Origin of the sequence: Azotobacter chroococcum, assembly GCF_004339665.1 — a bacterium.
Lineage (GTDB): Bacteria > Pseudomonadota > Gammaproteobacteria > Pseudomonadales > Pseudomonadaceae > Azotobacter > Azotobacter chroococcum.
Genome location: NZ_SMMU01000026.1, coordinates 1 through 24,093, shown reverse-complemented (window position 1 = coordinate 24,093; position 24,093 = coordinate 1). Strand labels below are relative to the sequence as shown.

The window sequence follows — 24,093 nt, the reverse complement described above, 5'->3', positions numbered from 1 at the left end:
GTCAGGCACTCCGCAGGGTACGTTGTTCGATGCGTTTTTCCGGGTTGGGGTTGAGCACCAGGCGCTGCACGTAGATGCCCGGCAGGTGGATCTGGTCGGGGTCCAGCTCGCCGGTCTCGACGAGTTCCTCGACCTCGGCCACGCAGACCTTGCCGGCCATCGCCGCCAGCGGGTTGAAGTTGCGCGCGGTCTTGTTGAACAGCAGGTTGCCGGCCTTGTCGGCCTTCCAGGCCTTGACCAGCGCCACGTCGGCGGTCAGCGACTTCTCCAGCACGTACCACTCGCCGTCGAACTGGCGGGTTTCCTTGCCTTCGGCGACCAGGGTGCCGTAGCCGGTCTTCGTGTAGAAGGCGGGGATGCCGGCGCCGCCGGCGCGCAGCTTCTCGGCCAGGGTGCCCTGCGGGGTGAACTCCAGCTCGAGTTCGCCGGCCAGGTACTGGCGCTCGAATTCCTTGTTCTCGCCGACGTAGGAGGAAATCATCTTGCGGATCTGCCGGGTCTCCAGCAGCAGGCCGAGGCCGAAACCGTCGACGCCGGCGTTGTTGCTGATCGCGGTGAGGTGCTTCTTGCCGGACTCGCGCAGGGCGGCGATCAGTGCCTCGGGAATGCCGCACAGGCCGAAGCCGCCGACGGCGAGGGTCATGCCGTCCTCGACCAGCCCGTCGAGGGCGGCGTGGGCGCTGGGGTAGAGCTTGTTCATGGAATACCTCTCTGGTTGCGTCCGGGGCGGGCGCGGATCAGGTCAGGAAATAGAAGGCCGCGCAGATCACCGCTCCGGAATAGAGCAGCATGATCAAGCAATAGCCCATGATGTCGCGGGCGCCCAGACCGACGATGCCGAGCAGCGGCAGGGCCCAGAACGGCTGGATCATGTTGGTCCAGGCGTCGCCCCAGGCGATGGCCATGGCGGTGACTTCCGGGGCGACGCCGAGGGCCTGGCCGGCCGGCAGCATGATCGGTCCCTGCACCGCCCACTGGCCGCCGCCGGAGGGCACGAAGATGTTGACCACCCCGGCGCTGAGGAAGGTCAGCAGCGGGAAGGTCTCGGCGCTGGACCAGGCGACGAAGACCTCGCTGATCTGCCGGCCGAGGGACATGCCCTCGGCGTTGGCGCCCATCATCATGCCCATGATCCCGGCGTAGAACGGGAACAGCAGGACGATGCCGCCGATGCCGCGCACGCTCTCGTCCATGGCACGCATGTAGCGTTCCGGGGTGCCGTGCAGCAGCAGGCCGGCGAACAGGAACAGGGCGATCACCACGTTCAGGCCGAGGGCGAAGCCCTGGCTGGCGAAGTGGCCGATGAGATACACCAGCGCCATGCCGACCAGGGCGAGGGCGAGCAGGCGGCTGTCGTCCAGGCGTTGCGCCGGGGTGTCGCGGCGCGGCGGTTCGGGACGCACCTGGGCGAGCAGGGAGGGATCGGCGACCCGGGCGCCCTCCTGCGGGTGCATGGCGCGGTTGAGCAGCGGCAGGCCGATCGCCAGGCCGGCGACGATGGCGAGGTTGAGCGGGGTGAACAGGCTGTGCTGGATGCCGATGGCCTCGCTGAGCACGCCGCCGGAGACGCGCGCAAGATCGGCGCCGCCGCTGGCCAGGGCCAGCGGGATGGAGCCGGACAGCCCGCCGTGCCAGACCAGGAAGCCCGAGTAGGCGGCCGCCACCAGCAGCGGATAGTCGACCCCTGCGACCCGGCGCGCCAGTGCCTGGGCGAACACCGCGCCGACCACCAGGCCGAAGCCCCAGTTGAGCCAGCAGCCGGCCAGCGCCACCAGGGTGACCAGCACCACCGCCTGGCCGGGGCTGTGCGCCAGGCCGGCCAGGCGGTCGAGCTGGCGGCTGACCGCCGGCGCGTTGGCCAGGGCATGGCCGGTGACGAAGATCAGCGCCATCTGCATGGCGAAGGCCAGCAGGGTCCAGAAGCCGCCGTTCCAGTGCCCGACCATGGCCGGCAGGCTCTGCCCGGTGAAGAGCATGCCGGCGGCCAGCACCAGCAGGGTGAGCAGGGCGGAGAACACGAAGGGCGAGGGCAGGTAGCGTTGCACCAGCAGCACGCAGAGGTGGGTGATCCTGGCGAACAGCGAGTTCCTTGTTCTTGTTATTGCCGTTGTCGTGGCCATTGTCGTTGCACCGTTCTTGTCGTTCGGGTCGTCATTGCACGTCGACGGTGAGGCGCGTCACTGCGCCGCCCAGCCGCCGTCCATGTTCCAGGCCGCGCCGCGCACCTGGCTGGCCGCGTCGCCGCAGAGGAACAGCACCAGCGCGCCGAGCTGCTCGGGGGTGACGAATTCCAGCGACGGCTGCTTCTCGGCCAGGAGGTCGTGGCGGGCGCCGACAGAGTCGCCGCTGGCCTGGGCGCGGGCGTCGATCTGCTGCTGCACCAGGGGGGTCAGCACCCAGCCGGGGCAGATCGCGTTGCAGGTGATGGGAGTCTGCGCGGTTTCCAGGGCGACCACCTTGGTCAGGCCGAGCAGGCCGTGCTTGGCGGCGACGTAGGCGGACTTCTGCGCCGAGCCGACCAGGCCGTGCACCGAGGCGATGTTGACGATCCGTCCCCAGTTGCGTTGGCGCATGCCCGGCAGGGCCAGGCGGATGGTGTGGAAGGCCGAGGACAGGTTGATGGCGAGGATGCTGTCCCAGCGCTCCGGCGGGAACTCCTCGACCGGCGCCACGTGCTGGATGCCGGCGTTGTTGACGAGGATGTCGACGCCGCCGAACTCGCTCTCGGCGAAGGCCATCAATGCGGCGATTTCTTCCGGCTTGCTCATGTCCGCCGGGTGGTGGCGCACCTGGCCGCCGTGCTGGCGCACCGCCTCCAGCGCCTGCTGCGCGTCGCCAAAGCCGTTGAGCACGAGATTGGCGCCGGCGGCGGCCAGGCAGTGGGCGACGCCGAGGCCGATGCCGCTGGTGGAGCCGGTGACCAGGGCGGTCTTGCCGCTGAGGATCGTCATGGGATTGTCTCCGTTGTTGTCAGACCAGGCCGGTGGCGTAGAACACGCCGATCACCACGAACACGGCCAGGGTCTTGATCAGTGTGATGCCGAAGATGTCCTTGTAGGCTTCCCGGTGGGTCAGGCCGGTGACTGCCAGCAGGGTGATCACCGCGCCGTTGTGCGGCAGGGTGTCCATCCCGCCGCTGGCCATGGCGGCGACCCGGTGCAGCACCTCCAGGGGAATCTGTGCGGCGTTGGCGGCGGCGATGAAGGTGTCGGACATGGCCGCCAGGGCGATGCTCATGCCGCCCGAGGCGGAGCCGGTGATGCCGGCCAGCAGGGTGACGGTGATCGCCTCGTTGATCAGTGGATTGGGGATGCTCTTCAGCGTGTCGGCCAGCACCAGGAAGCCCGGCAGCGCGGCGATTACCGCGCCGAAGCCGTATTCCGAGGCGGTGTTCATCGCCGCCAGCAGCGAGCCGCCGACGGCGGTCCGGGTGCCTTCGGCGAGCCGGCTGCGCACCACGCGGAAACTGCTGACCAGCACCAGCAGGATGCCTAGCAGCAGCGCTGCCTCCACCGCCCAGATGGCGGTGATCTTGCCCACCTCGGTCTGCACCGGCGCAGCCATGCCGGCCAGCTGCAGGCTGTGGGTCTTGCCGTACAGCCCGGGAATCCAGCGGGTGAACACCAGGTTGGCGGCGCCCACCAGCAACAGCGGGGAGAGCGCCAGCCAGGGATTGGGCAGAACGATGTCCTCGGCGGTTTCCGGCTCGTTGCGCAGGTTGCTGCCGTAGCCTTCGCCGGCGGCGTGGGCCCTGCGCCGCTGGCGCTGCAGGTAGAGCAGGCCGACGGCGATGACGAACAGTGCGCCGATCAGCCCCAGCCAGGGGGCGGCCCAGGCGTTGGTGCCGAAGAAGGCGCTGGGGATGATGTTCTGGATCTGCGGCGTGCCGGGCAGCGCGTCCATGGTGAAGCTGAAGGCGCCGAGGGCGATGGTCGCCGGGATCAGCCGCTTGGGGATGTCGCTCTGGCGGAACATCTCGGCGGCGAACGGATAGACCGCGAACACCACCACGAACAGCGACACCCCGCCGTAGGTGAGCAGGGCGCAGACCAGCACGATCACCAGCATCGCCTGGCGGGTGCCGAGCAGACGGATCGCCGCGCTGACGATGGAGCGCGAGAAGCCCGACAGCTCGATCAGCTTGCCGAACACCGCGCCGAGCAGGAACACCGGGAAGTACAGCTTGATGAAGCCGACCATCTTTTCCATGAACACCCCGCTGAAGGCCGGGGCTACCGCGCCGGGGTCGGTCAGCAGCACAGCGCCGAGGGCGGCGACGGGGGCGAAGAGGATCACGCTGTAGCCGCGGTAGGCGGCCAGCATGAGCAGGGCCAGGGCCGCGAGGGCGACGATGACGCTCATTGAACATCTCCTTGAGCCTGCCGGTGGCGAGCGGCGAGCCGTCAATGGCTTGCGCTGAGGATGGTCACGGCAGGGGTATTGTTTTTATGGGTTGCGGCGAGCCGCGCAGTTCTTGTGGCGAATTCCGTGCCATCAGCGCTTGACGTTGATTTGCAAGGATTTTTTCGTGGCGTTCGGGCGTGTTTTCCCAGATTTGGGAAGGATTGGCGCGCGGGGCGGGCTGAATGGCCGATTGGTAGCGAAGTCAGGCTATTCCCATTTATGGGATTTTTCCTGTTATCGGGACGAAATACCCAGTGCGGCCAGCCGGCGGTACAGGGTGGAGCGGCTCAGGCCCAGACGCCGCGCGGCCTCCAGGGCATTGCCGGCGCTCGCCAGGGCGTTCTCCAGCAGCTCGCGCTCGAAGCGCTGCATGGCCTGCCGGTAGCTTTCGCCGCTGGCGGACGGGGACGGCGGGGTGGCCATGGCGAGAGGCGGCTGCGGCCCCAGGGCGGCGGCGAGCATGGCTGCATCCAGCAGCGGGCCGTCGTTGAGCAGGGTGGCGCGCTCCAGCAGGTTGCGCAGCTCGCGGATGTTGCCCGGCCAGCTGTGGCGGGCGAGCAGGGCGAGGGCGTCGGGAGCCAGCCGATAGCCGCCGCCAAGCTGGGCGAGGAGGGCCTCGCACAGCGCCGGCAGGTCGTCCGGGCGCTCGCGCAGCGGCGGCAGGCGGATCGGCAGCACGTTCAGGCGGTAGTAGAGGTCGGCGCGGAAGCTGCCCTGGCGCACCGCCGCCTCCAGGTCGCAGGAGGTGGCGGCGATCAGCCGCACGTCGCTGAACAGGATCTGGTTGGAGCCGACCGGCTCGAATTCCTTCTCCTGCAGCACGCGCAGCAGCTTGCCCTGCAGGTGCAGGGGCATGTCGCCGATCTCGTCGAGGAACAGGGTGCCGCCCTGGGCGATCTGGAACTTGCCGGGCCGCGCCTTGCGGCTGGCGCCGGTGAAGGCGCCCGGCGCGGTGCCGAAGAATTCCGCTTCCAGCAGGCTTTCCGGGATGGCCGCCATGTTCAGGCTGACGAAGGGCTTGTGGGCTCGCGGCGAGGCGGCGTGGATGGCGTGGGCCAGCAGCTCCTTGCCGGTGCCGGTCTCGCCGAGCAGCAGGATCGGCGCCTCGCTGGCTGCGCCGCGGCGGGCGCGGTGCTTGACCTCCAGGGCCGGGGCGCTGGTGCCGATGAACTGCGCGAAGCCGTAGCGGGCCTGGCGCGCCTGCAGCAGCGAGCGAGTCGAGGCCAGCTCCTCCTGCATGCTCAGGTAGTGGCTGACCAGCGGCGAGAGGTTCTTCAGCTCGTCGAACAGGGCGAAGCCGATGGCGCCGATCAGCTGGCCGTGCTCGTCGCGGATCGGCAGGCGCATGACCACCAGCGGCTCCTTCGACGTGTCGAGCATGTCCAGCAGGATCGGCTGGCCGCTGTGCGCCACCTCGCGCAGCAGGCTGCCGGGGATGACGTTCTCCACCGGCTGGCCGAGGGCCTCGGCCGGATCGGCGAGGCCGAAGCGCCGGGCGTAGCGCTCGTTGATCCAGACGATGCGCGCCTCGCGGTCGACGATCACCGTGCCCTCGCTGGACTGCTCGACGATCTCGAACAGCGAGCGCATCGCCTGCAGACGGGTGACCTGGTAGTCCTTGAGGCGGTCGGCGGAATTCATGGGCGCTCCTGTACGTGCGGTGGTCCTGCTGCGGACGTTCGCTCAAGAGCGGCTCCGCGGCAAGCCGGACGGTCGGCGCGGGGGCGACCATCGGCGGCTTGAGGCCGAGCCGGCGCGGTTCGAGAATGGCCGGATCGATCGGTTCGGTCAGGAGTGATTTCATGAGTGGCAGCATCCCTTCCCTGGAGATTTCCGGCGTCCTGGCGACCCTGCGCCTGCAGCGGCCGGACAAGGCCAACCGCCTGGAGGAGGCGGACCTGACGGCACTGCTGGAGTGCCTGGCGCGCATCGAGGCGGCGCCGCAGGTGCGGGTGGTGCTGCTGCGCGCCTCGGGCAGGCATTTCTGCGCCGGCTACAGCTTCGACGACCTGGCCGCGGCCGGCGACGGCGGGCACTTCGAGGCGGTGGCCGACGCCCTGGAGAACCTGCGCCCCCTGACCATCGCCGAGGTGCAGGGCGGGGTGTTCGGCGGCGCCACCGACCTCCTCCTGGCCTGCGACTTCCGCATCGGCGGCCCGGCGGCGCAGATGCTGATGCCGGCGGCGCGCTTCGGCCTGCACCTCTATGCCGGGCTGTTCGAGCGCTACGTGTCGCGCCTCGGGCTGAACGCCGCCAAGCGGCTGATCCTCGCCTGCGAGAGGCTCGACGCGCAGGGCATGCTGGAGGCCGGCCTGCTCACCCACCTGTACGACAGCCCCGAACGCCTGGCCGAGGCGAGCGAGGCGCTGGCCGCGAACCTGGCGGAGCTGGCGCCGCTGGCAGTGGCCGGCATGAAGCGCCACCTGAACGCGGTCGCCCGTGGTGCGCTGGACCCTGCGGCGGTGGAGGAGGACGTGCGGCGCTGCTCGGCCTCGGCGGATTTCCAGGAAGGGTTGCGCGCGCTCAGGGAAAAGCGCCCGCCGAGGTTCGAGGGGCGCTGAGGGCCGGTTGCCGGTGGGAAAGGCCTGCGGCCGTTCCTACTTGATGGCTCCCACGCTTGGGCGTGGGGGCCCGGCGCCCCGGGGGTGCCGAAGCGTCCACTGCAACGTGCCCACGCAGGAGCGTGGGCACGATCAAGGCCTGCGGCCGTTTCCCGCTCTACAGTCCGAGTGCGTTCAGCCCTGGCGCGAATAGGCCGCGGCCTGGCCGACCTGCTCCGGCGTCGGGCGCCGGCCGGTGTAGAGCACGAACTGTTCGAGCGCCTGCAGGGTGGCCACTTCCGCCCCGCTGATGATCGTCTTGCCCTGCGCGCGGGCATGGCGGATCAGCGGCGTTTCCGCTGGCAGCGCCACCACGTCGAAGACCACTTCCGCCTGCGCGATGGCGTCCTCCGGGAAGGCCAGGTCCTGCGCCTCGGGGCCGCCGGCCATGCCGATCGGGGTCACGTTGATCAGCAACTGCGGGCGCAGCGCACCCAGCTCCGCTGCCCAGCCAAAGCCGATGGAGCGGGCCAGCGCCTGCCCGCTGGCCGGGTTGCGGGCGATGATGTGTCCCTGGCGGAAGCCGGCCTGGCGCAGGGCGAAGGCCACCGCCTTGGCCATGCCGCCGCTGCCGCGCAGGGCGAAGCTCAGCTCGGGCGAGATCCGGTGGCTGTCGAGCAGCTGGGCGATGGCCAGGAAGTCGGTGTTGTAGCCGGTGAGCCAGCCCTGATCGTTGACGATGGTGTTCACCGAGTCGATGGCTGTCGCCGACGGATCGAGCGCGTCGAGCAGCGGGATGCAGGCTTCCTTGAATGGCATCGAGATGGCGCAGCCGCGGATGCCGAGGGCTCGGATGCCGCCGATGGCGGCGCGCAGGTCCTGGGTGGTGAAGGCCTTGTAGGCGTAGTTCAGGCCGAGGGCCTCGTAGAGGTAGTTGTGGAAGCGCGTGCCGGTGTTGCCGGGGCGTCCGGCGAGGGACATGCAGATCTGGGTGTCCTTGTCGATGGCGTGGGGCATCCGGAAGTCCTCCGAGAGTGGGCGCTGGCAGCCGGCAGGCCCGATCCGATAGGGTGTCTTTCTACTATAAAATTTGTTTTTATAACAACATTTACTGTTGATGAATCGATTCAATGGTGGTTTTATTGCGCCTTCTTTTACAAAAAGAACAAGCGCCATGGCTACTACCAATACTATCGAGCCTTGCACCTTCGCCCTCTTCGGAGCCTTGGGTGACCTGGCCTTGCGCAAGTTGTTCCCCGCCCTCTACCAACTGGACCGTGCCGGCCTGCTGTGTCCCGACACGCGGCTGCTGGCCCTGGCCCTCGACGCCGGCGAGCAGACCCGGGCCACCGTCGCCGAGCACCTGCGCCGCCATGTGCCGGGCGTGGAGCTGGAGGAGGGCGTCCTGCAGCGCTTCCTCGGCCGCCTGGACTACCTGTCGATGGACTTCCTCAACGCGGGCGACTACGCCGCGTTGGCCGACCGGGTCGGCGACGCCGAGCGGCTGGTCGCCTACTTCGCCACCCCGGCGGCGCTCTACGAGTCGATCTGCGCCGGGCTGGCCGAGGTGGGGCTGGCCGAGCGCACCCGGGTGGTGCTGGAGAAGCCGATCGGCCACGACCTGGCGTCCTCGCGCAAGGTCAACGACGCGGTGGCGCGGCACTTCCCGGAAGACCGCACCTACCGGATCGACCACTACCTGGGCAAGGAGACGGTGCAGAACCTGATCGCCCTGCGCTTCGCCAACAGCCTGTTCGAGACCCAGTGGAACCAGAACCACATCTCCCACGTGGAAATCACCGTGGCCGAGCAGGTGGGCATCGAGGGCCGCTGGGGCTACTTCGACAAGGCCGGCCAGCTGCGCGACATGATCCAGAACCACCTGCTGCAGCTGCTCTGCCTGATCGCCATGGACCCGCCGAGCGACCTGTCGGCCGACAGCATCCGCGACGAGAAGGTCAAGGTGCTCAAGGCGCTGGCGCCGATCGACGCCGCCCAGCTCAGCCAGCAGGTGGTGCGCGGCCAGTACGTGGCCGGCAACGTGCTGGGCAAGGCGGTGCCGGGCTACCTGGAGGAGGACAACGCCAACGCGCAGAGCGACACCGAGACCTTCGTCGCCCTGCGTGCGGAGATCCGCAACTGGCGCTGGGCGGGGGTGCCGTTCTACCTGCGCACCGGCAAGCGCATGCCGCAGAAGCTGTCGCAGATCGTCATCCACTTCAAGGAAGCGCCGCACTACATCTTCGCCGCGGAGCAGCGCCCCTTGATCGGCAACAAGCTGATCATCCGCCTGCAGCCGAACGAGAGCATCGCCCTGCAGGTGATGACCAAGGAGCAGGGGCTGGACAAGGGCATGCAGCTGCGCAGCGGTCCGCTGCAGCTGAATTTCTCCGACACCTACCGCAGCGCGCGGATCCCCGACGCCTACGAGCGTCTGCTGCTGGAAGTGATGAAGGGCAACCAGAACCTGTTCGTGCGCAAGGACGAGATCGAGCATGCCTGGCTGTGGTGCGACCGGCTGATCGCCGGCTGGCGCCTGCAGGGCGAGGCGCCCAGGCCCTACGCGGCGGGCAGCTGGGGGCCGCTGTCTTCGATTGCACTGATCACCCGTGACGGGAGGAGCTGGTATGGCGATTTCTGAACTCGATCTGCCCGCCGGGGTGCTGGCCCGGACCCTGGCCGACGGCACGGCCCTGGCCGAGGGACTGGCCGACCGCGTGGCCGAGGTGCTGCGCCAGGCCATCGAGGCCGACAGCCAGGCCAGCCTGCTGGTGTCGGGCGGGCGCAGCCCGATTCCCTTCTTCGAGGCGCTGTCCGCGCGTGAGCTGGACTGGCAGCGGGTGCAGGTCGGTCTGGTCGACGAGCGCTGGGTGGCGCCGGACCAGGACGGCAGCAACGAGGCGCTGGTGCGCCACCATCTGCTGCAGGGCCCGGCCGCCGCGGCGAGCTTCCTCGGCCTCTACCAGCCGGCGGCCAGCCTGGAGGAGGCAGCCCGCCTGGCCGGCCGGGCGCTGGCGGCGCTCAAGCGGCCGATCGATGCGGTGGTGCTGGGCATGGGCGAGGACGGCCACACGGCTTCGCTGTTCCCCGGCAGCCCGAACCTCGCCCTGGCGCTGGCCGGCACCTGCGCCGAGCCGTGCATGGCGATGCTCGCGCCGGTCGCCCCGCACCCGCGGATCAGCCTGACCTGGCCGCTGCTGGCCCGGGCGCGCCTGCGCTGCCTGGCCATCCAGGGCCCGGCCAAGCTGGAGACCTTGCGCCAGGCCCTGCGTGCCGATCCGCTGCGGATGCCGATCCGCGCCTTCCTCGGCGACGGGCTGGAAATCCACTGGAGCCCCTGAAGGGGCTCGCGAGCAAGACAGACTGACACGAAGGAACGCCCCGCTCCGGACGCGGACTGCCAATCGGGATGGCCCAATTAGCCGCATTACAAGATCAAGACAGACTAAGGAGGCCATAACTCCATGAGCTACTACCAGCAAGCGTTCGACGTCACCAGCCTGCCTGCCTGGAAGGCGCTGCAGGAGCATCGCCTGGCCATGCAGGACTTCCACATGCGCGAGGCATTCCTGGCCAACCCGGGGCGTTTCGACGATTTCTCCACCGCCAGCTGCGGCCTCTTCCTCGACTACTCGAAGAACCTCGTCACCCAGGAAACCCGCGACCTGTTGGTCAACCTGGCCCGCGAGGCAGGCCTCGCCGAGGCCACCCGGGCGATGTTCGCCGGCGAGCGGATCAACGCCTCGGAGGGCCGCCCGGTCCTGCACACCGCGCTGCGCCGCCCGATGGGCGACAGCCTGGTCATCGACGGCCACAACATCATGCGCGACGTGCACGCCGCCTTGGCGCAGATGACCGACATCGTCGGGCGCATCCACAACAAGCTGTGGCGCGGCTACAACGACAAGGCCATCACCGACGTGGTCAACATCGGCATCGGCGGCTCCTACCTCGGCCCCGAGCTGGTCTCCGAGGCGCTGTTGCCCTATACCCAGCAGTCCGGCGTGCGCTGCCACTACCTGGCGAACATCGACGGCAGCGAGTTCCGCGAGCTGACCGCCCGGCTGAACGCCGAGACCACCCTGTTCATCATCTCCAGCAAGACCTTCGGCACCCTGGAGACCCTGAAGAACGCCCAGGCCGCGCGCACCTGGTACCTGGCCAAGGGGGGCACCGAGGAAAAGCTCTATCGCCACTTCATCGCGGTGAGCAGCAACAAGCAGGCGGCGATCGAGTTCGGCATCCGCGAGAAGAACATCTTCCCGATGTGGGACTGGGTCGGCGGGCGCTATTCGCTGTGGTCGGCCATCGGCCTGCCGATCGCCCTGGCCATCGGCATGGCCAACTTCAAGGACCTGCTGTCCGGCGCCTATGCCATGGACTGCCATTTCCGCAACGAGCCGTTCGAGAACAACATGCCGGTGCTGCTGGCCATGCTCGGCATCTGGTACCACAACTTCTGGGGCGCGCAGACCCACGCCTTCCTGCCCTACGACCACTACCTGCGCAACTTCGTCAAGCACCTGCAGCAGATGGACATGGAGTCCAACGGCAAGAGCGTGCGCCAGGATGGCAGCCCGGTGTCCTGCGGCACCGGCCCGGTGATCTGGGGCGGCGTCGGCTGCAACGGCCAGCACGCCTACCACCAGCTGCTGCACCAGGGCACCCCGCTGATCCCGGCGGACTTCATCGTGCCGGTGGTCAGCCACAACCCGGTGGCCGACCACCACCAGTGGCTGTACGCCAACTGCCTGTCGCAGAGCCAGGCGCTGATGTGTGGCAAGAGCCGCGAGGAGGCCGAGGCCGAGCTGCGCGGCAAGGGCCTGCCGGAAGCGGAAGTGAAGCGCCTGGCGCTGCACAAGGTGATCCCCGGCAACCGGCCGAGCAACACCCTGGTGGTGGAAACCCTCAACCCCAGCCGCCTCGGCGCGCTGATCGCCCTGTACGAGCACAAGGTGTTCGTCCAGGGAGTGGTCTGGGGTATCAACTCCTTCGACCAGTGGGGCGTCGAGCTGGGCAAGGAGCTCGGCAAGAACGTCTACGGCCGCCTGACCAGCTACGAGGCACCGCCGGCCGAGGACTCCTCGACCCAGGGCCTGATCGACTACTTCCGCGGCCGTCACCGCGGCTGATCCCTGCGGGGTGTTGCACCCGGCAGGCCTGCGCCGCAGGGCGCGGGCCTGTCCGTACCTGAACAATAACTCCAAGAGGAAAGGTTAGATGAACATCGAAGTCAGTCTGCAGGAGCGCTCGCAAGCCACGGCCGGAAAGACCGCTCCCATTTCCACGACCTTCGCCTTTGCCCTGGTGACGGCGCTGTTCTTCATGTGGGGGCTGTCCCATGGCCTGCTGGACGTCCTGAACCACCACTTCCAGGAAACCCTGAACATCTCCCGGGCCAAGTCCGGCCTGATCCAGACCGCCTACTTCGGCGCCTACTTCATCATGGCGCTGCCGGTCGGCCTGTTCATGGAGCGCTGCGGCTACAAGGCCGGCATCCTGCTCGGCCTGGCCCTGTTCGCGATCGGCGCGCTGCTGTTCGTGCCGGCGTCCATGGCCGCGACCTTCAACGCCTTCCTGATCGCGCTGTTCGTGCTCGCCTGCGGCCTGGCCTGCCTGGAAGTGTCGGCCAACCTCTACGCCGCCGCGCTGGGCAATCCGGACAAGACCGTGCAGCGCCTGAATTTCGCCCAGTCCTTCAACGGCCTAGGGGTGTTCCTCGGGCCGATGATCGGCGGTGCGGTGCTCTACGCGCCGCCGTTCGAGCTCGCCGGCAGCACCATCGCGCCGACCTCGCTGATCTACGTGTCGCTCGCCGTGCTGGTGGTGGGGCTGATGGTGGTCTTCGCCCGCACCGCCTTCCCCGAGGTCGGCAGCGAGGTCGAGGGCGACGAGGCTGCCGAGGCGCCGGCCGGGGAGAGTGTCTCGCTGTGGCGCCAGAAGAACTTCACCTTCGCCCTGCTGGCGCAGTTCTGCAACATCGGTGCCTATGTCGGCGTCGGCGCCTATTTCATCAACTTCGCCCTGGAGCACTGGCAGGGCAGCACGCCCCAGTTCTGTTCCTTCCTGCTCTCGGTGGCGATGATCGGCTACATGATCGGCCGCTTCTCCGGCACCTGGCTGATGCGCCGCATCCCGGCGCGCAACCTGCTGGTGTTCAACGCCATCGCCTGCGCCTTCCTGAGCGTGGTCGCCATGCTGGCGGTGGAGAAGGTTTCGGTCATCGCGGTGATCGGCATGTACTTCTTCATGTCGATCATGTACCCGACCATCTTCGGCATGGGCGTGCAGGGCCTGGGCCGGCAGACCAACCGGGGCGGCTCGATCCTGGTGATGACCCTGGTCGGCGCCGCGGTCCTGCCGCTGGTCATGGGCGCGATCGCCGATGCCTCCGGCATGGCGACGTCCTTCATCGTGCCGTTCGCCTGCTGTGTGGTGGTGGCGCTGTACGGGCTTTCCCAGAAGCCGGCCGAATCTTCCGCGTCCAGTCTGGCCGCCGAGGCCGAATAAGCCGGCAGGCGCCGGGAAAACGGGTTTTCCGGCGCCGTCGAAATCCGAGAACAAGAGGTGCGCAATGTTTCTAGTATGCGGCGAAGCGCTGTTCGACCTGTTCGTCGAGCCAGCGCACAGTGAATTGCCCCGCCAGGTAGGCTTCAAGGCGATTGCCGGCGGCTCCCCCTTCAACGTGGCGGTAGGGCTCAGCCGGCTGGGGGTGGACTCCGCCCTGCTGACCGGGATCTCCACCGATTTTCTCGGCCTGCAGTTGCGTCAGGTGCTGGAGGACGAGGGCGTGTCGACCCGCTACCTCGTCCCGCTCGATGCGGCCACCACGACCCTGAGTCTGGTCGCCGTGGATGCGCAGGGCGTGCCCCACTACAGCTTCTACGGGCATTCCGGGGCGGATCGCCAGCTGCGTCCGGAGCAGGTGCCGGCGCTGGATGGCGAGGTGCGCGGCATCCATGTCGGCTCCTACTCGCTGGTCGTGCAGCCGACCGCGGACACCCTCTACGGGGTGGTGGAGAAGGCTTCGCAGGAACTGCTGATCACCCTCGATCCGAATGTGCGCCTCAACGTCGAGCCCGACCTCGACGTCTGGCGCGAGCGGATCGGCGCCTTCGCCCGGCATGCCCACCTGGTCAAGGTCAGCGAGGAGGACCTGGAGCTGCTCTATCCGGGCGAGGACCCGGCGGCGATGGCCGAGCGTTTCCTGCAGCACCAGTGCCGTCTGGTGTTCCTCACCCGCGGCGAGAACGGCGTGACCGTGTTCAGCCGCGCCCACGGCAGCTGGTCGCGCCCGGCCAACGCGATCACCATGGTGGATACCGTGGGCGCCGGCGACACCTTCCAGGCGGCCTTGATCACCTACCTGGCCGAGCAGGGCTTCGACCGCCCGGCCGCGCTCGACGGCCTGGAGAAGTCCCACCTCGAGCAGATGCTCGCCTTCGCCCAGGCGGCGGCGGCGCTGACCTGCCAGCGTCGCGGTCCGGACCTGCCGCGCCGCCACGAGCTGGCGGCTCCGGCCGGCCAGCCGGAGCCGGTCGTCTAACCTGTATTCAGCGTGGTCCGGATCGGCGCGCGCTGATTCCGGAGGAGCGGGGAGAGGGGGCGCCGCCTGCGCGTCCCCGTCTCCCTCGCTCCCCTTTCGGCCCGTGCGGCCGACAACCCGATCAAATGCACAGGGATTCATCATGAAGAAGCATTCCGGCCTCGCCGGCCCGGGCGCCATTGCCAGCGCCACGCCCGCGCCGGTCCATGAGTTTGTCCTGCTCGACAGCGACAAGGCCCCGCAGAACTGGAGCATCGACAGCCGGCAGCTGGGCATCGAGACCGACAGGCCGTTCTCGGTCAGCCTGCGCACCCTGCACGGCGGCCGCCAGGAAGGCGTCTGCCTGGTCGACATCGACACCGGCGCGATGACCATCACCGTGGTGCCGACCCGCGGCATGAACGTGCTGCGCGCGGTCGCCGGCGACGTCCGCCTGGGCTGGGATTCGCCGGTCGGCGAGGTGGTCAACCCGGCCTTCATCGAACTCGGCGGCCGTGGCGGCCTCGGCTGGCTGGAGGGCTTCAACGAGCTGGTCACCCGCTGCGGCTACGAGTGGGTCGGCCATCCCGGCGTGGACAATGGCGAGCTGCTCAGCCTGCACGGGCGGCTGTCGAACATCCCGGCGTCGCGGGTGGTGTTGAGCATCGACGCGAAGCCGCCGTACGGCATCCGTCTGCGCGGCGAGCTGAAGGAGCAGGCGTTCAAGAAGATCGACTTCGCCATCGTCAGCGAGCTGAGCACCGAGCCGGGCGCGCAGAGCTTCACCCTCGACGACAGCCTGACCAACCGCGGTGACTATCCCAGGGAATACCAGGCGCTCTACCACAACAACTTCGGCACGCCGCTGCTGGAGCAGGGCGCGCGCTTCGCCGCCCCGGTCAAGCAGGTGTCGCCGTTCAACGAGCGGGCCCGCGGCGAGCTCGACGAGTGGCAGAGCTACCGCGGTCCGACCGAGGGCTACGACGAGACCGTCTACAACCTGATTCCCTACGGCGACGCGCTGGGCGACAGCCTGGCCGTGCTGCACAATCGCGCCGGCGACCGCGGCGTGGCGGTCGGCTTCAATATCGGCCAACTGCCGGTGTTCTCCCTGTGGAAGAATACCGATACCGAGCGCCAGGGCTACGTCACCGGCCTGGAACCTGGCACCAGCTTCTCCTACAACCGCCGCTACCAGCGCCCGCTGGGCCTGGTGCCGACCATAGGTCCCAGGGAGCAGCGCCACTTCCAGCTCAGCTTCACGCTGCTCGCCGGCAAGGCGGACGTGGAGCAGGCCCTGCAGCGGATCGACGAGATCCAGGACGGGCGTCCGACCGAGGTGCGCGAGACGCCGCTGGTCGATCTGAGCGGGGCATGATTCCGCGGCGCATTTTCGTGCGATGTGACCGCCGGCTACTGGGTTCCGGGCCAGGGAGGGCCTGAGCCGGGTAGCCTGTCCGGAATCGGCAAGGGATGTATTTCACCTGATTGGAGGCGCCCTTTTCAGGCTGCGCCGAGTTTCGGGCGATGCTCCAGCGTCTGTTTGAAAAGAATCGCTTTTAGCCTCGTAACTACGAAAGTGTGCAGTGCAAGTGGGCCCGGAAGGGGGCGAGGGCTGGCATTTATCCACGGAGCGATAACTCCGTGGATAAATGCCACAGGTTGTTCAACCGGTGGGCTGTCGCTCCGTACTACGGTTCAGGCCGGTCTTTGCTGAATTTGCTCCATCTGTTCCTGAATCGCTTTCAGTGCCGGATGGTTCTGAAAGTGCTCCATCTCCTCCTGAATCGTTTTCAGCGCCGGATTGTTCTGAAGGTGCTCTATCTGGTCCTGGAACGTTTTCAGCGCCGGGTTGTTCTGAAAGTGCTCCATCTCCTCCTGGATCGCTTTCAGTGCCGCAGTATTCTGAAATTGCTCTATTTCCTCCTGGATCGCTTTCAGCGCCGGATTGTTCTGCAAGTGTTCCATCTCCTCCTGGAACGCTTTCATTACTGGATTGTTTTGAAGTTTCTCCATTTCTTCCTGGATCGTTTTCAGCTCCCTATTGTTCTGAAAGTACTCCATCTGCTCCTGATATCCCTTCAGCACCGGATTGTTTCGAAGTTGCTCCATCTGCTCCTGGAGCGCTTTCAGCTCCGGGTCGTTCTGAAATTGCTCCATCTGCTCCTGAAACTCCTTCAGCGCCGGATTGTTCTGGAATTTTTCCATCTGCTCCTGAAATCCCTTCAGCACCGGATTGTTCTGAAGGTGCTCTAGCTGCTCCTGGAGCGTTTTCAGCATCGAATTTTTCTGTAGATGCTCCATCTGCTGCTGGATCGCCCTCAGTGCTCCATTCGTCTGAAAGTTCTCCATCTGCTCCTGGAGCGCTTTCAGCGCCGCATTGTTCTGAAGGTGCTCCAGCTGCTCCTGGAATCCTTTCAGGCATTGGTTGATGTTTTCCATGATTGTCTCCTCAGTGCCGTCTCGATAGTTGTGTGGAGCCCTTGCTAAACTACCCCTCGCTCTTCAACTGACATGCATTTGCTACCACGATATTTTTATCTGCACACATCAACGAAAGCACAAAGTGGCGCATGAGCAACGAAATTCTACGAACGGCGAAGTTATGGCCTGTTGACGTTTTGGCGTAGGCCGCGACAGAGGCGCCGTTTGGCGCAGAACAAGGAACGAGGAGAGAAGTCTGGTCATTCCAAATGAGCGACGAGAGACGCCGTGCTGCGCCAAACGGGCCCCGTCCCTGAGGGTTGCGCGGCAAATGCCGCCATGCTTCGACCCCCGAAGTACCGGCACGCAGCATCATCGAGCGGATATTCGGCTGGCTGAAGGAGAGCCGCAGGATTGGCACTCGCTACGACAGGCTGGCAAGAGGTTTTGCTGCGATGGTCTCGCTGGCTTGCGCGCTGCGATGTCTACGCTAGTACTTTTCGTGCAAAACCTAATCCGTACAGCCAGTCGTATCCGGATACAAATATTCAATGACCCCGATAGCACCGCTCGAGTCCTTGTAAGTCATCCTGGCCGGAATGACGCCGCAATGGGCGGGCGCGGAGCGGAGATATTCGACCTTTATCAGTTCGGCAATGTCCAGATTCATGGAGTATCTATAGGGTTTGACTTCGGGGGGGTCGGCGTTATTGGTTTCGGCCATGGCGGTAGCGGCGCTCGCGAATACAGTCATGGCAAGGATCAGCTTCATGGTTTTCATGTTCACGTTCATATCGAATGATTTTCGCAGGCAATAAGTGTCCGAAGATGCAGAGTTTTTGAACTCGGCAACGATCTCTGCAAGGTTGATGGAAACCCTTCCGGGCTGATCGGCGCCCTGTGTCAGATAGGACTTATATGTTGGCGGGCCACGCCATGGACGGGCGCTTCCGATGGGCAGGGGCATTCGCCTCGCGCATATAAGTCTCGGCTTTTGCGCGCGGCACGCACTGTTCTGGAGTGCGGGTTGTTCATGTAGTCCTCCTGAGCAATCAAGCGTCTGGCAAGGGTTGATCTTCCAGGGGCTGTTTGCTCAATGCATGGTCAAGTGTGATGTACGACTACAAGGTAATGAAGTTGAAATGTTGAGTCCATTGGGTAAATGAAACTGAATGCAACCGACGTGTTACTTCTTTCCAGTCAGTTGCTGCGGGTTCTTTTCGATTGGATAAGTTTCGGCACTAAAATATTTATTTACACTTGGCGCATTGTTCGAGAGGCCGAGTGTGCCGGTTGCCGGCAAGGGGTGGCAGGGCGGGAGGAGAGACGGGAGGCGCATCCGTTACAGGTGCCGACGTAGCCTTTCAGGCCGACAGGGGGCGACGGCAGCGAAGGATACGGCCAGGTGGGGCCAGGTATTCGTATCAGGGATCATGGAGGGGGGCAGCGGGCGCCTTGGAGCAGAGGTGGGGGTGCCGCCTTCAGAGGAAGAGAGGAGAGGGCTGGCGCCCTCTCCCGCATGCTCAGGCGCCTGCGGTCGGGGCGGCCAGGGCCTTGTCGTAGACGCTCTTGAAGAACTCCCACTCGGCCGGCGACATCGCCGGGCAGTGGCGGTGCAGCTGGTCCAGGTCGCGGCGCGAGGCGCTGGCAACGCGCAGGCGCTGGCGGCTCTTCTCCAAGTCGATCAGGGCGATCTCCACCTGCGGGCGGCCAGCGGTTTCCTCGACCTTGACGAAGATGTGCTTGGGATAGCAGCAACCGTGCTGCCAGTGGCCCTGGTGCAGGCGGCTGAGGGTCAGGGCCAGCTCTTCGAGCATCTGCCGCTGGACCGCTTCGCCCCAGCGCTGGCGCGCCTCGCCGCGATACCAGTCGTCCAGGCTGACGAAGCCTTCCAGCGACTCGGTGACCAGCAGGGCCTGCCACTTGCCGTCGGTCTTGCGCGCCGAGCAGAAGACGATCTTCGGCACCCGCACGCCGAGGCGTTCGACGGCCTCGAGGGCATCCTGCTCGCGCAATACGGTGGGCCGGCCGAGGGGATAGCGCAGCGAGTGATAGAGGTGCCCGGTCTGGCGCTTGCTGTAGAGCGGCACGCTGGTCGCGCTCAGACGCTGCACGCCGCTTTCCCCGGCCCGGCGGACGTTGGGCTCCTCGACCCATTCCCCCTGGCGGTTCCACCAGCACTGGAAGGTTTCGGCGAAGGAGTCCAACGGCTGCAAGGCAATCGATTCGTTCACGCGGAGGTCCTCTTGTGCAACACGTAGATGCGACGCATGGCATAGCCGGGCAGGGCGTCGTGATGGCCGGCGATGTCGAAGCCGACTTCGCGGAATTCGGCCTCGATGGTGGCCCGCTCGATGACGAAGCGGTTGCGCTTCTCCTCGCGGCCTTCCTGCGCCGCGCGCAGCCGCGCCAGATAGCGGCGCCGCCAGGCCTTGAAGTTGCCGTCCACCCACAGGGAGACGATCAGACTGTCGCGGCTGACCCGGTGGAACTCGCGGAGCACGGCCAGGCGGCTCTCGCGGTCGGCGACGTGATGCAGCAGGCGCATGCAGAAGATGCTGTCGACCGCGTTGTCGGGCAGGTCGATGGCGACGGGAGAGGTCTGGAAGGTCCGCACCCGGGCCAGCACCTCGTCGGAGTGGTTGGCCTTGACCATCGACAGGATTTCTTCCGAGCTGTCGGCGGCGAGCACCACCCGGTTGGGCTGTTCGGTCAGCAGGGGCCAGAAGCGGCCGGCACCGCACGGCAGGTCCAGGACCAGGTTGGGATTGCCGGCCTGCTGCAGGGCTCGCCGGGCCAGCTGTCCGTCGCGCCAGTGGGAAAGCTGCCGGACAAGACGATCGCAATGCCTGGCCAGGCATTGGGCGGCCTGGGATTGGCCGAATTGGCGCGGCAGTTCCAGTCCGCTGATGCGTGTTCTTGACATGGCAAGGATTTCGTTGGGGCTGGGAATGATGGCGATAGTATCGCGAAATGTAACGACTAGTTGTCAAAAACATGTTGATAAAAAGTCAAGGGTGCCGCAGGTGGCGTCCCGTTCGTCGGAACGGCACGCCACCACCGGTTACTTGAGGCGGACCCGGAAGCAGCTGCCGCCTGATTCCAGATTGCTCACCCGGACCTGCCAGCCCTGGTGAGCGCAGATCCGCTTGACCAGCGAAAGTCCGAGGCCGAGGCCCTCGCCGCGAGCCTGCTCGCCGCGCACGAAGGGCTGGAAGATACGCTCGCGCTGGTCGGCGGGGATGCCCGCGCCGCTGTCCTCGACACGGAAGCCGCCGTTCTCCAGGATCAGCCGTACCGTGCCGTTCTCGGTGTAGTGCAGGGCGTTGCGCAGCAGGTTGGAGAGGACCGTGCGCAGGAAGGTGAGGTTGTAGGAGGCGCTGTCGGTGTCCTCCACGACCAGCTCGAAGTCCAGGCCCTTGGCGCGGATCGGCGCTCCCCAGCGCTGGCTCTGCTCCTCCGCCACGCTGGCCAGGCTGGCGCTGCCGCCGATGGCGGCTTCCTCCCGCCGGGCACGGGCGAGGATCAGGAAAGTCTGCACCAGCTCGTGCATCTCCTGGGCGGCCCGGCCGATCCGTGCCACCTGCCGGTGAGCCTGGGGCGGCAGGTCGGCCTCGTCGAGCAGCTCGCAGGCGCCCTGGATGACCATCAGCGGGGTGCGCAGCTCGTGGCTCACGTCGCTGGTGAACAGGCGCTCGCGCTCCAGGCTCTGGCGCAGCTGGCCGAGGGTGCTGTCGAAGGCCGCCGCCAGGTGGCCGACCTCGTCGTCGGGGTATTCCGGCGCCAGCGGCGGCGCCAGCGGCAGCAGCTGGTCGCGGTGGCGGACCTGGCGGGCCAGGCGGGTCACCGGCGCGATCACCTTGCGCGCCAGCAGCAGGCCGAGCAGCCAGGCGCCCATCACGCTCAGCAGGAAGCAGAACAGGATCACGTTGAAGAGCAGCTGCTCGCGCTCCTCGAATTCACTCTGGTCCTCCACCAGCATGTAGGTCTGGCCGTCGCTCCTGATCGCGTAGACGTAGTAGGCGCGGTCGTCCTCGCGCAGCTCGCTGAAGCCTTTCTCGACCTGCTGCAGCGACTCGGGAATGGCGTATTGCGGCAGGTCTGAGGCGAAGAAGCGGGTGGTGGCATCCAGCCGCGGGGCAAGGCCCTGGCGGATGTCCTTGTTCACCACGATGTCCAGTTCGCTCTTGAGCTCCTGGGAAACCAGGTGTTTCTCGACGAAGTGGACGATGGCGACGATGCTCAGGGAGAAGAACCCGCTGACCACTAGGGTCATCAGCGTGAAGGCGATGACGATGCGGCGGGCGAAGGGTTGCTTAAGCAGCATCCGGCTGCTCCGTCAGGCGGTAGCCGACGCCATGGATGGTGTGCAGGAGGGGTTTGTCGAAGGGTTTGTCGAGTGCCTGGCGCAGCTGGTGGATGTGGCTGCGCAGGCTGTCGCTCTCCGGCAGGTCGTCGCCCCACAGGGCGTTTTCCAGGAATTCGCGGCGCACCACGGCCGGGCTCTTCTGCATCAGGATGGCCAGCAGCTTGTAGCCGATCGGGTTCAGCCGCAGCGGCTTGCCGGCCCGGCTGACGCCCAGGGTATCGAGGTCGTAGACCAGGTCGCCGACCTGCAGCTGACGCTTGCGGCTGCCCTGGGTGCGGCGCAGCACCGCCTCGATGCGCGCCACCAGCTCGGACAGGGCGAAGGGCTTGAGCAGGTAGTCGTCGGCGCCGCTGTTGAGGCCCTGCAGGCGGTCGTCCAGCGAGTCGCGGGCGGTCAGCATGATGATCGGCGTCTCGCTGCCGGCACCGCGGCGCAGGCGCTCGCAGACCTGGTAGCCGTCGATCCCCGGCAGCATGATGTCTAGCACGATCAGGTCGTACTGCCCGCTGGCCGCCAGGTGCAGCCCGCTCAGCCCGTCCTGGGCGCAGTCGACCGTATAGCCCTTGAGCTCTAGGTAGTCGAGCACGTTGGCGAGGATGTCGCGGTTGTCTTCGATGACCAGAATGCGCATGGTCGGGGGCTCTCGGCGAAGGGGGGCCGTTACTGTAGCAAGTCGTCGGGCGGGGGGCATGCGAGAGTGGGCGTTCCGCCGGCGCTGGTGCGCGCCCAGCGTGGCGGGTCCGGGGCTGGCGCTGTTACCGGGAAGCGCCGTCGCGCTGAAAGACGTAGAACAGATTCGGCTCGCTCACCACGTAGAGGTTGTCTTCGGCATCCATCGTCACGCCTTCGGGCTGCGGCGCGCTTTCCCCGAGATCCGAGATCGGGCCGCGCAGCGAGCGGAAACTCACGAAGTTGCCCTCGCCATCCAGTTCGACGAGCAATTTCGATTCGTCGCTGAGCAGCACCAGGTGGCCGGTTTGCGGGTCGTAGTGGACGTCGGACAGGTCGCGGGCCGACACGCTGCGCTCGAGCCAGGCGCTCAGGTCGCGCACGTGCAGCTGCAGCCTGCCCTCGAGGGCGGCGCCTGCGCCGCGGATCTCGTAGAGCCGGAGCGGGTCGCGCTCCTTGACCACGAACAGGCGATCGCCGTCCGCAGCGTAGGCGATGCCCTCGAACCCCTTGTTCTGCCGGCTCGGATCGATCTCCAGGGTCAGGGTCCGGGCCTGTGCGGCCTTGATGGTTTCCCCCGCGGCCGGCAGGTCGATGAAGCTCAGCCGCTGGTCGATTTCCTCGGCCAGCACCAGCCGCCCATTGCCCAGGTAGGCCAGGCCTTCGATGTCGACGAAACCTTCGAGCCGGTAGCGCTCGAGCACCTCGCCGTTCCTGTCGAGCGCCAGAATTTCCGCTGCCCCTCCGTTGCTGACGGTCAGCAGGCGATTGCGGTCGTGGTCGTAGGTGATTCCCGACAGATTTTCGATCCCGGCAATGGGCTTGGCATCGATCCGTACCCGGTAGTTCGGTAGCCAGAGGCTGTCGTCGGTCGCCGGTTTCCCGGACCAATGAGCGAAGAGGTGCAGGTGAAGCAGTTCGTAGCCGGGGAGCCTGGCGCCGGTCAGGCCCGTCACGGCCAGCACGGCGATCGCCAGCAGCGGGTACAGGCGGTGATGGCGAGGCATGAGCCGCCGGGGGGAGGTCGTCTGGACAGGCATTCCGGTGTTTTCCTTGGGTGCTGGAAGGCAAGGGTTGGCGCCCACCGGCAGGGGGAGGCCAGGACGTCGCGACCGCGATCTGCCCTGGCAGGATAGGGGTGTGGCGTTACCGCCGCGAGTCAGCGGACGTTTGGCCGGGGTAGGACTGGACGCGGCGGTGTCGGCCGGACCTTCAGCGGGCCGCGTTGCTCCGGGCGCACTTGGGGTCGACGGTGAAGGTCCGGGAAACGTCCACCAGGCCGAGACGCCCCAGGGTCCGCCGGCCGATCAGCACGGGGTAGTTCATCTTGCTGCGGTTCTTCAGCGAGAACTCCTCGTCATAGATCCGCTTGCCGATGCAGATCTGCATCATCACCACCGGCCGGCGTTCCGCGCCGCCGGCGCCGCGGAGCTTCACGTTGCGCACCACCCGGCGTTCGAACGGCGAGTCGACCAGCTTGCCGGTGTCACCGTCGGTCAGCTCGACCTTGAAGCGCACCCACTCGTCGCCGTCGCGCTCGAAGCGCTGCAGATCCTTGGCATCCAGGGAGGAGGTCAGGGCACCGGTATCCAGCTTCATCTTCACCGGAATGTTTTCCGGCTGGATCAACCCCTTCTCGATCCAGCCGAAGACCGGTTCGGACGTCTCGGCAACGGCGGCGGGGAGGGCGGTAGCGCTCAGCAGCAGCGCCAGGGGGAGGGACTTGAGCAAATGCATTGGGGAACAGGCTCCTGGGAAAGATCGGTCAACCATAGTAGGCCGCCGTTGAAAAAAATATCGGTCGCTCTTCACGACGGGCCGGGCAAGCGCCCCTTGCTGGCCGGTCCGCGCGGGCGCCACGCCCGAGGAGGCGCCGCTCCGAAAGCTTGTTTTTACCGTACTTCATCGAAGGGCCTTGGCAAAGATTCTCCGGCCTGTCTTTTTGATTGGCCATGAGCCATGACAGTGCTGGGCATGTGCGTCCCCGGAGGGTGGCGTTTTGATATTGATTCCGCTCTTTATGGTGGTTGTCGAAAGTGATTGGCTGAATGGACTAGGTTCTGTTGAGTATCAGCGTAGCCATAGCAGAGCAGCCGCAAAGGCCAGCATTCCCTTGAAATGGCTGGCCTTCTTCTCATAACGTGTGGCGATCCGCCGGTAAT

21 protein-coding genes and 1 pseudogene are annotated in these 24,093 nt (G+C 66.6%); 8 read left to right on the top strand and 14 right to left on the bottom strand.

The genetic code is table 11. From position 1 onward, the window contains the following. Position 1: 1 nt before the first annotated feature. The 5 genes from EV691_RS17455 to EV691_RS17435 all read right to left on the bottom strand — a co-directional run bounded on the left by EV691_RS17455 (position 2) and on the right by EV691_RS17435 (position 6,045). Positions 2–700, bottom strand: a complete 699-nt coding sequence (locus EV691_RS17455; RefSeq protein WP_131298679.1) for a CoA transferase subunit A — start codon at positions 698–700, stop codon at positions 2–4. Between the two features lie 37 nt (positions 701–737). Further along, a complete protein-coding gene (locus EV691_RS17450) occupies positions 738–2,081 on the bottom strand; it encodes a short-chain fatty acid transporter (RefSeq protein ID WP_131298699.1) in 1,344 nt (447 codons plus the stop codon). Positions 2,082–2,177: 96 nt separating this feature from the next. Beyond that, complete coding sequence (locus tag EV691_RS17445) at positions 2,178–2,951, bottom strand: 3-hydroxybutyrate dehydrogenase (protein ID WP_131298680.1); 774 nt, start codon at positions 2,949–2,951, stop codon at positions 2,178–2,180. Positions 2,952–2,970: 19 nt separating this feature from the next. Continuing rightward, positions 2,971–4,362, bottom strand: a complete 1,392-nt coding sequence (locus tag EV691_RS17440) for a GntP family permease (protein ID WP_131298681.1) — start codon at positions 4,360–4,362, stop codon at positions 2,971–2,973. A 276-nt stretch (positions 4,363–4,638) separates the two neighbouring features. Next, the gene (locus tag EV691_RS17435; RefSeq protein WP_131298682.1) at positions 4,639–6,045 is read right to left on the bottom strand and encodes a sigma-54 interaction domain-containing protein; all 1,407 of its coding nucleotides are present in this window, start codon (positions 6,043–6,045) and stop codon (positions 4,639–4,641) included. Positions 6,046–6,206: 161 nt separating this feature from the next. Here EV691_RS17435 and EV691_RS17430 point away from each other — a divergent pair, with 161 nt between their 5' ends. After that, positions 6,207–6,965, top strand: a complete 759-nt coding sequence (locus EV691_RS17430) for an enoyl-CoA hydratase/isomerase family protein (RefSeq protein WP_131298683.1) — start codon at positions 6,207–6,209, stop codon at positions 6,963–6,965. A gap of 174 nt (positions 6,966–7,139) precedes the next feature. Here EV691_RS17430 and EV691_RS17425 read toward each other — a convergent pair whose 3' ends face one another. Beyond that, on the bottom strand, positions 7,140–7,961 hold the full coding sequence (locus tag EV691_RS17425; RefSeq protein WP_131298684.1) for a shikimate 5-dehydrogenase: 822 nt from the start codon (positions 7,959–7,961) through the stop codon (positions 7,140–7,142). A 157-nt stretch (positions 7,962–8,118) separates the two neighbouring features. Between EV691_RS17425 and zwf the strand changes: the two genes are divergently transcribed. The 6 genes from zwf to EV691_RS17395 all read left to right on the top strand — a co-directional run bounded on the left by zwf (position 8,119) and on the right by EV691_RS17395 (position 15,847). Further along, positions 8,119–9,585, top strand: a complete 1,467-nt coding sequence (zwf, locus tag EV691_RS17420; RefSeq protein ID WP_131298685.1) for a glucose-6-phosphate dehydrogenase — start codon at positions 8,119–8,121, stop codon at positions 9,583–9,585. Then, complete coding sequence (gene pgl, locus EV691_RS17415; RefSeq protein ID WP_131298686.1) at positions 9,572–10,285, top strand: 6-phosphogluconolactonase; 714 nt, start codon at positions 9,572–9,574, stop codon at positions 10,283–10,285. Before zwf ends, pgl begins: the two co-directional genes overlap by 14 nt. A gap of 123 nt (positions 10,286–10,408) precedes the next feature. Further along, on the top strand, positions 10,409–12,076 hold the full coding sequence (gene pgi / locus EV691_RS17410; RefSeq protein ID WP_131298687.1) for a glucose-6-phosphate isomerase: 1,668 nt from the start codon (positions 10,409–10,411) through the stop codon (positions 12,074–12,076). 88 nt (positions 12,077–12,164) lie between these two features. Continuing rightward, positions 12,165–13,454 carry a sugar MFS transporter gene (locus tag EV691_RS17405; RefSeq protein ID WP_131298688.1) on the top strand — a complete coding sequence of 430 codons (1,290 nt, stop codon included), beginning with the start codon at positions 12,165–12,167 and terminating at the stop codon, positions 13,452–13,454. A gap of 64 nt (positions 13,455–13,518) precedes the next feature. Further along, positions 13,519–14,490 carry a carbohydrate kinase family protein gene (locus EV691_RS17400; RefSeq protein WP_131298689.1) on the top strand — a complete coding sequence of 324 codons (972 nt, stop codon included), beginning with the start codon at positions 13,519–13,521 and terminating at the stop codon, positions 14,488–14,490. 142 nt (positions 14,491–14,632) lie between these two features. Further along, on the top strand, positions 14,633–15,847 hold the full coding sequence (locus EV691_RS17395; protein WP_039807929.1) for an aldose 1-epimerase family protein: 1,215 nt from the start codon (positions 14,633–14,635) through the stop codon (positions 15,845–15,847). A 320-nt stretch (positions 15,848–16,167) separates the two neighbouring features. Here the strand turns inward: EV691_RS17395 and EV691_RS17390 are convergent, their stop codons facing one another. After that, complete coding sequence (locus EV691_RS17390; RefSeq protein WP_131298690.1) at positions 16,168–16,911, bottom strand: hypothetical protein; 744 nt, start codon at positions 16,909–16,911, stop codon at positions 16,168–16,170. Positions 16,912–17,258: 347 nt separating this feature from the next. On the opposite strand from EV691_RS17390, the pseudogene EV691_RS17385 reads away from it, so the two are divergent. Further along, positions 17,259–17,387 (top strand): annotated as a pseudogene (locus tag EV691_RS17385) (transposase); the annotation flags it as partial. A 17-nt stretch (positions 17,388–17,404) separates the two neighbouring features. Here EV691_RS17385 and EV691_RS23935 read toward each other — a convergent pair. The 7 genes from EV691_RS23935 to rloA3 all read right to left on the bottom strand — a co-directional run bounded on the left by EV691_RS23935 (position 17,405) and on the right by rloA3 (position 23,668). Then, positions 17,405–17,860 carry a DUF2790 domain-containing protein gene (locus tag EV691_RS23935; RefSeq protein WP_242672546.1) on the bottom strand — a complete coding sequence of 152 codons (456 nt, stop codon included), beginning with the start codon at positions 17,858–17,860 and terminating at the stop codon, positions 17,405–17,407. Positions 17,861–18,416: 556 nt separating this feature from the next. After that, positions 18,417–19,127, bottom strand: coding sequence for a lipopolysaccharide kinase InaA family protein (locus tag EV691_RS17375; RefSeq protein ID WP_131298691.1), 711 nt, complete (start codon positions 19,125–19,127; stop codon positions 18,417–18,419). Next, positions 19,124–19,819, bottom strand: coding sequence for a class I SAM-dependent methyltransferase (locus EV691_RS17370; RefSeq protein WP_089167690.1), 696 nt, complete (start codon positions 19,817–19,819; stop codon positions 19,124–19,126). Before EV691_RS17370 ends, EV691_RS17375 begins: the two co-directional genes overlap by 4 nt. Before the next feature lie 138 nt (positions 19,820–19,957). Then, entirely contained in the window at positions 19,958–21,220 is a 1,263-nt protein-coding gene (locus EV691_RS17365) for a sensor histidine kinase (protein WP_089167691.1), read from the bottom strand. Next, positions 21,210–21,893: a response regulator transcription factor gene (locus EV691_RS17360; RefSeq protein WP_131298692.1), complete on the bottom strand. Its 684-nt coding sequence runs from the start codon at positions 21,891–21,893 to the stop codon at positions 21,210–21,212. Before EV691_RS17360 ends, EV691_RS17365 begins: the two co-directional genes overlap by 11 nt. A 124-nt stretch (positions 21,894–22,017) precedes the next feature. Beyond that, on the bottom strand, positions 22,018–22,971 hold the full coding sequence (locus tag EV691_RS17355; protein WP_131298693.1) for an SdiA-regulated domain-containing protein: 954 nt from the start codon (positions 22,969–22,971) through the stop codon (positions 22,018–22,020). A gap of 172 nt (positions 22,972–23,143) precedes the next feature. Continuing rightward, entirely contained in the window at positions 23,144–23,668 is a 525-nt protein-coding gene (rloA3, locus tag EV691_RS17350; protein WP_089167694.1) for a retropepsin-like aspartic peptidase RloA3, read from the bottom strand. Positions 23,669–24,093 lie beyond the last annotated feature (425 nt).

Excerpts from the sequence above, each read along its gene's own strand:
- EV691_RS17355 (WP_131298693.1), bottom strand. The coding sequence starts at position 22,971 with ATGCCTGTCCAGACGACCTCCCCCCGGCGGCTCATGCCTCGCCATCAC.
- rloA3 (WP_089167694.1), bottom strand. The coding sequence starts at position 23,668 with ATGCATTTGCTCAAGTCCCTCCCCCTGGCGCTGCTGCTGAGCGCTACC.
- EV691_RS17395 (WP_039807929.1), top strand. The coding sequence starts at position 14,633 with ATGAAGAAGCATTCCGGCCTCGCCGGCCCGGGCGCCATTGCCAGCGCC.
- zwf (WP_131298685.1), top strand. The coding sequence starts at position 8,119 with ATGGCTACTACCAATACTATCGAGCCTTGCACCTTCGCCCTCTTCGGA.
- EV691_RS17400 (WP_131298689.1), top strand. The coding sequence starts at position 13,519 with ATGTTTCTAGTATGCGGCGAAGCGCTGTTCGACCTGTTCGTCGAGCCA.
- pgi (WP_131298687.1), top strand. The coding sequence starts at position 10,409 with ATGAGCTACTACCAGCAAGCGTTCGACGTCACCAGCCTGCCTGCCTGG.
- EV691_RS17440 (WP_131298681.1), bottom strand. The coding sequence starts at position 4,362 with ATGAGCGTCATCGTCGCCCTCGCGGCCCTGGCCCTGCTCATGCTGGCC.
- EV691_RS17405 (WP_131298688.1), top strand. The coding sequence starts at position 12,165 with ATGAACATCGAAGTCAGTCTGCAGGAGCGCTCGCAAGCCACGGCCGGA.
- EV691_RS17455 (WP_131298679.1), bottom strand. The coding sequence starts at position 700 with ATGAACAAGCTCTACCCCAGCGCCCACGCCGCCCTCGACGGGCTGGTC.
- EV691_RS17425 (WP_131298684.1), bottom strand. The coding sequence starts at position 7,961 with ATGCCCCACGCCATCGACAAGGACACCCAGATCTGCATGTCCCTCGCC.
- pgl (WP_131298686.1), top strand. The coding sequence starts at position 9,572 with ATGGCGATTTCTGAACTCGATCTGCCCGCCGGGGTGCTGGCCCGGACC.
- EV691_RS17365 (WP_089167691.1), bottom strand. The coding sequence starts at position 21,220 with ATGCTGCTTAAGCAACCCTTCGCCCGCCGCATCGTCATCGCCTTCACG.
- EV691_RS17445 (WP_131298680.1), bottom strand. The coding sequence starts at position 2,951 with ATGACGATCCTCAGCGGCAAGACCGCCCTGGTCACCGGCTCCACCAGC.
- EV691_RS17370 (WP_089167690.1), bottom strand. The coding sequence starts at position 19,819 with ATGTCAAGAACACGCATCAGCGGACTGGAACTGCCGCGCCAATTCGGC.
- EV691_RS17360 (WP_131298692.1), bottom strand. The coding sequence starts at position 21,893 with ATGCGCATTCTGGTCATCGAAGACAACCGCGACATCCTCGCCAACGTG.
- EV691_RS23935 (WP_242672546.1), bottom strand. The coding sequence starts at position 17,860 with ATGCCCCTGCCCATCGGAAGCGCCCGTCCATGGCGTGGCCCGCCAACA.
- EV691_RS17430 (WP_131298683.1), top strand. The coding sequence starts at position 6,207 with ATGAGTGGCAGCATCCCTTCCCTGGAGATTTCCGGCGTCCTGGCGACC.
- EV691_RS17435 (WP_131298682.1), bottom strand. The coding sequence starts at position 6,045 with ATGAATTCCGCCGACCGCCTCAAGGACTACCAGGTCACCCGTCTGCAG.
- EV691_RS17390 (WP_131298690.1), bottom strand. The coding sequence starts at position 16,911 with ATGGAAAACATCAACCAATGCCTGAAAGGATTCCAGGAGCAGCTGGAG.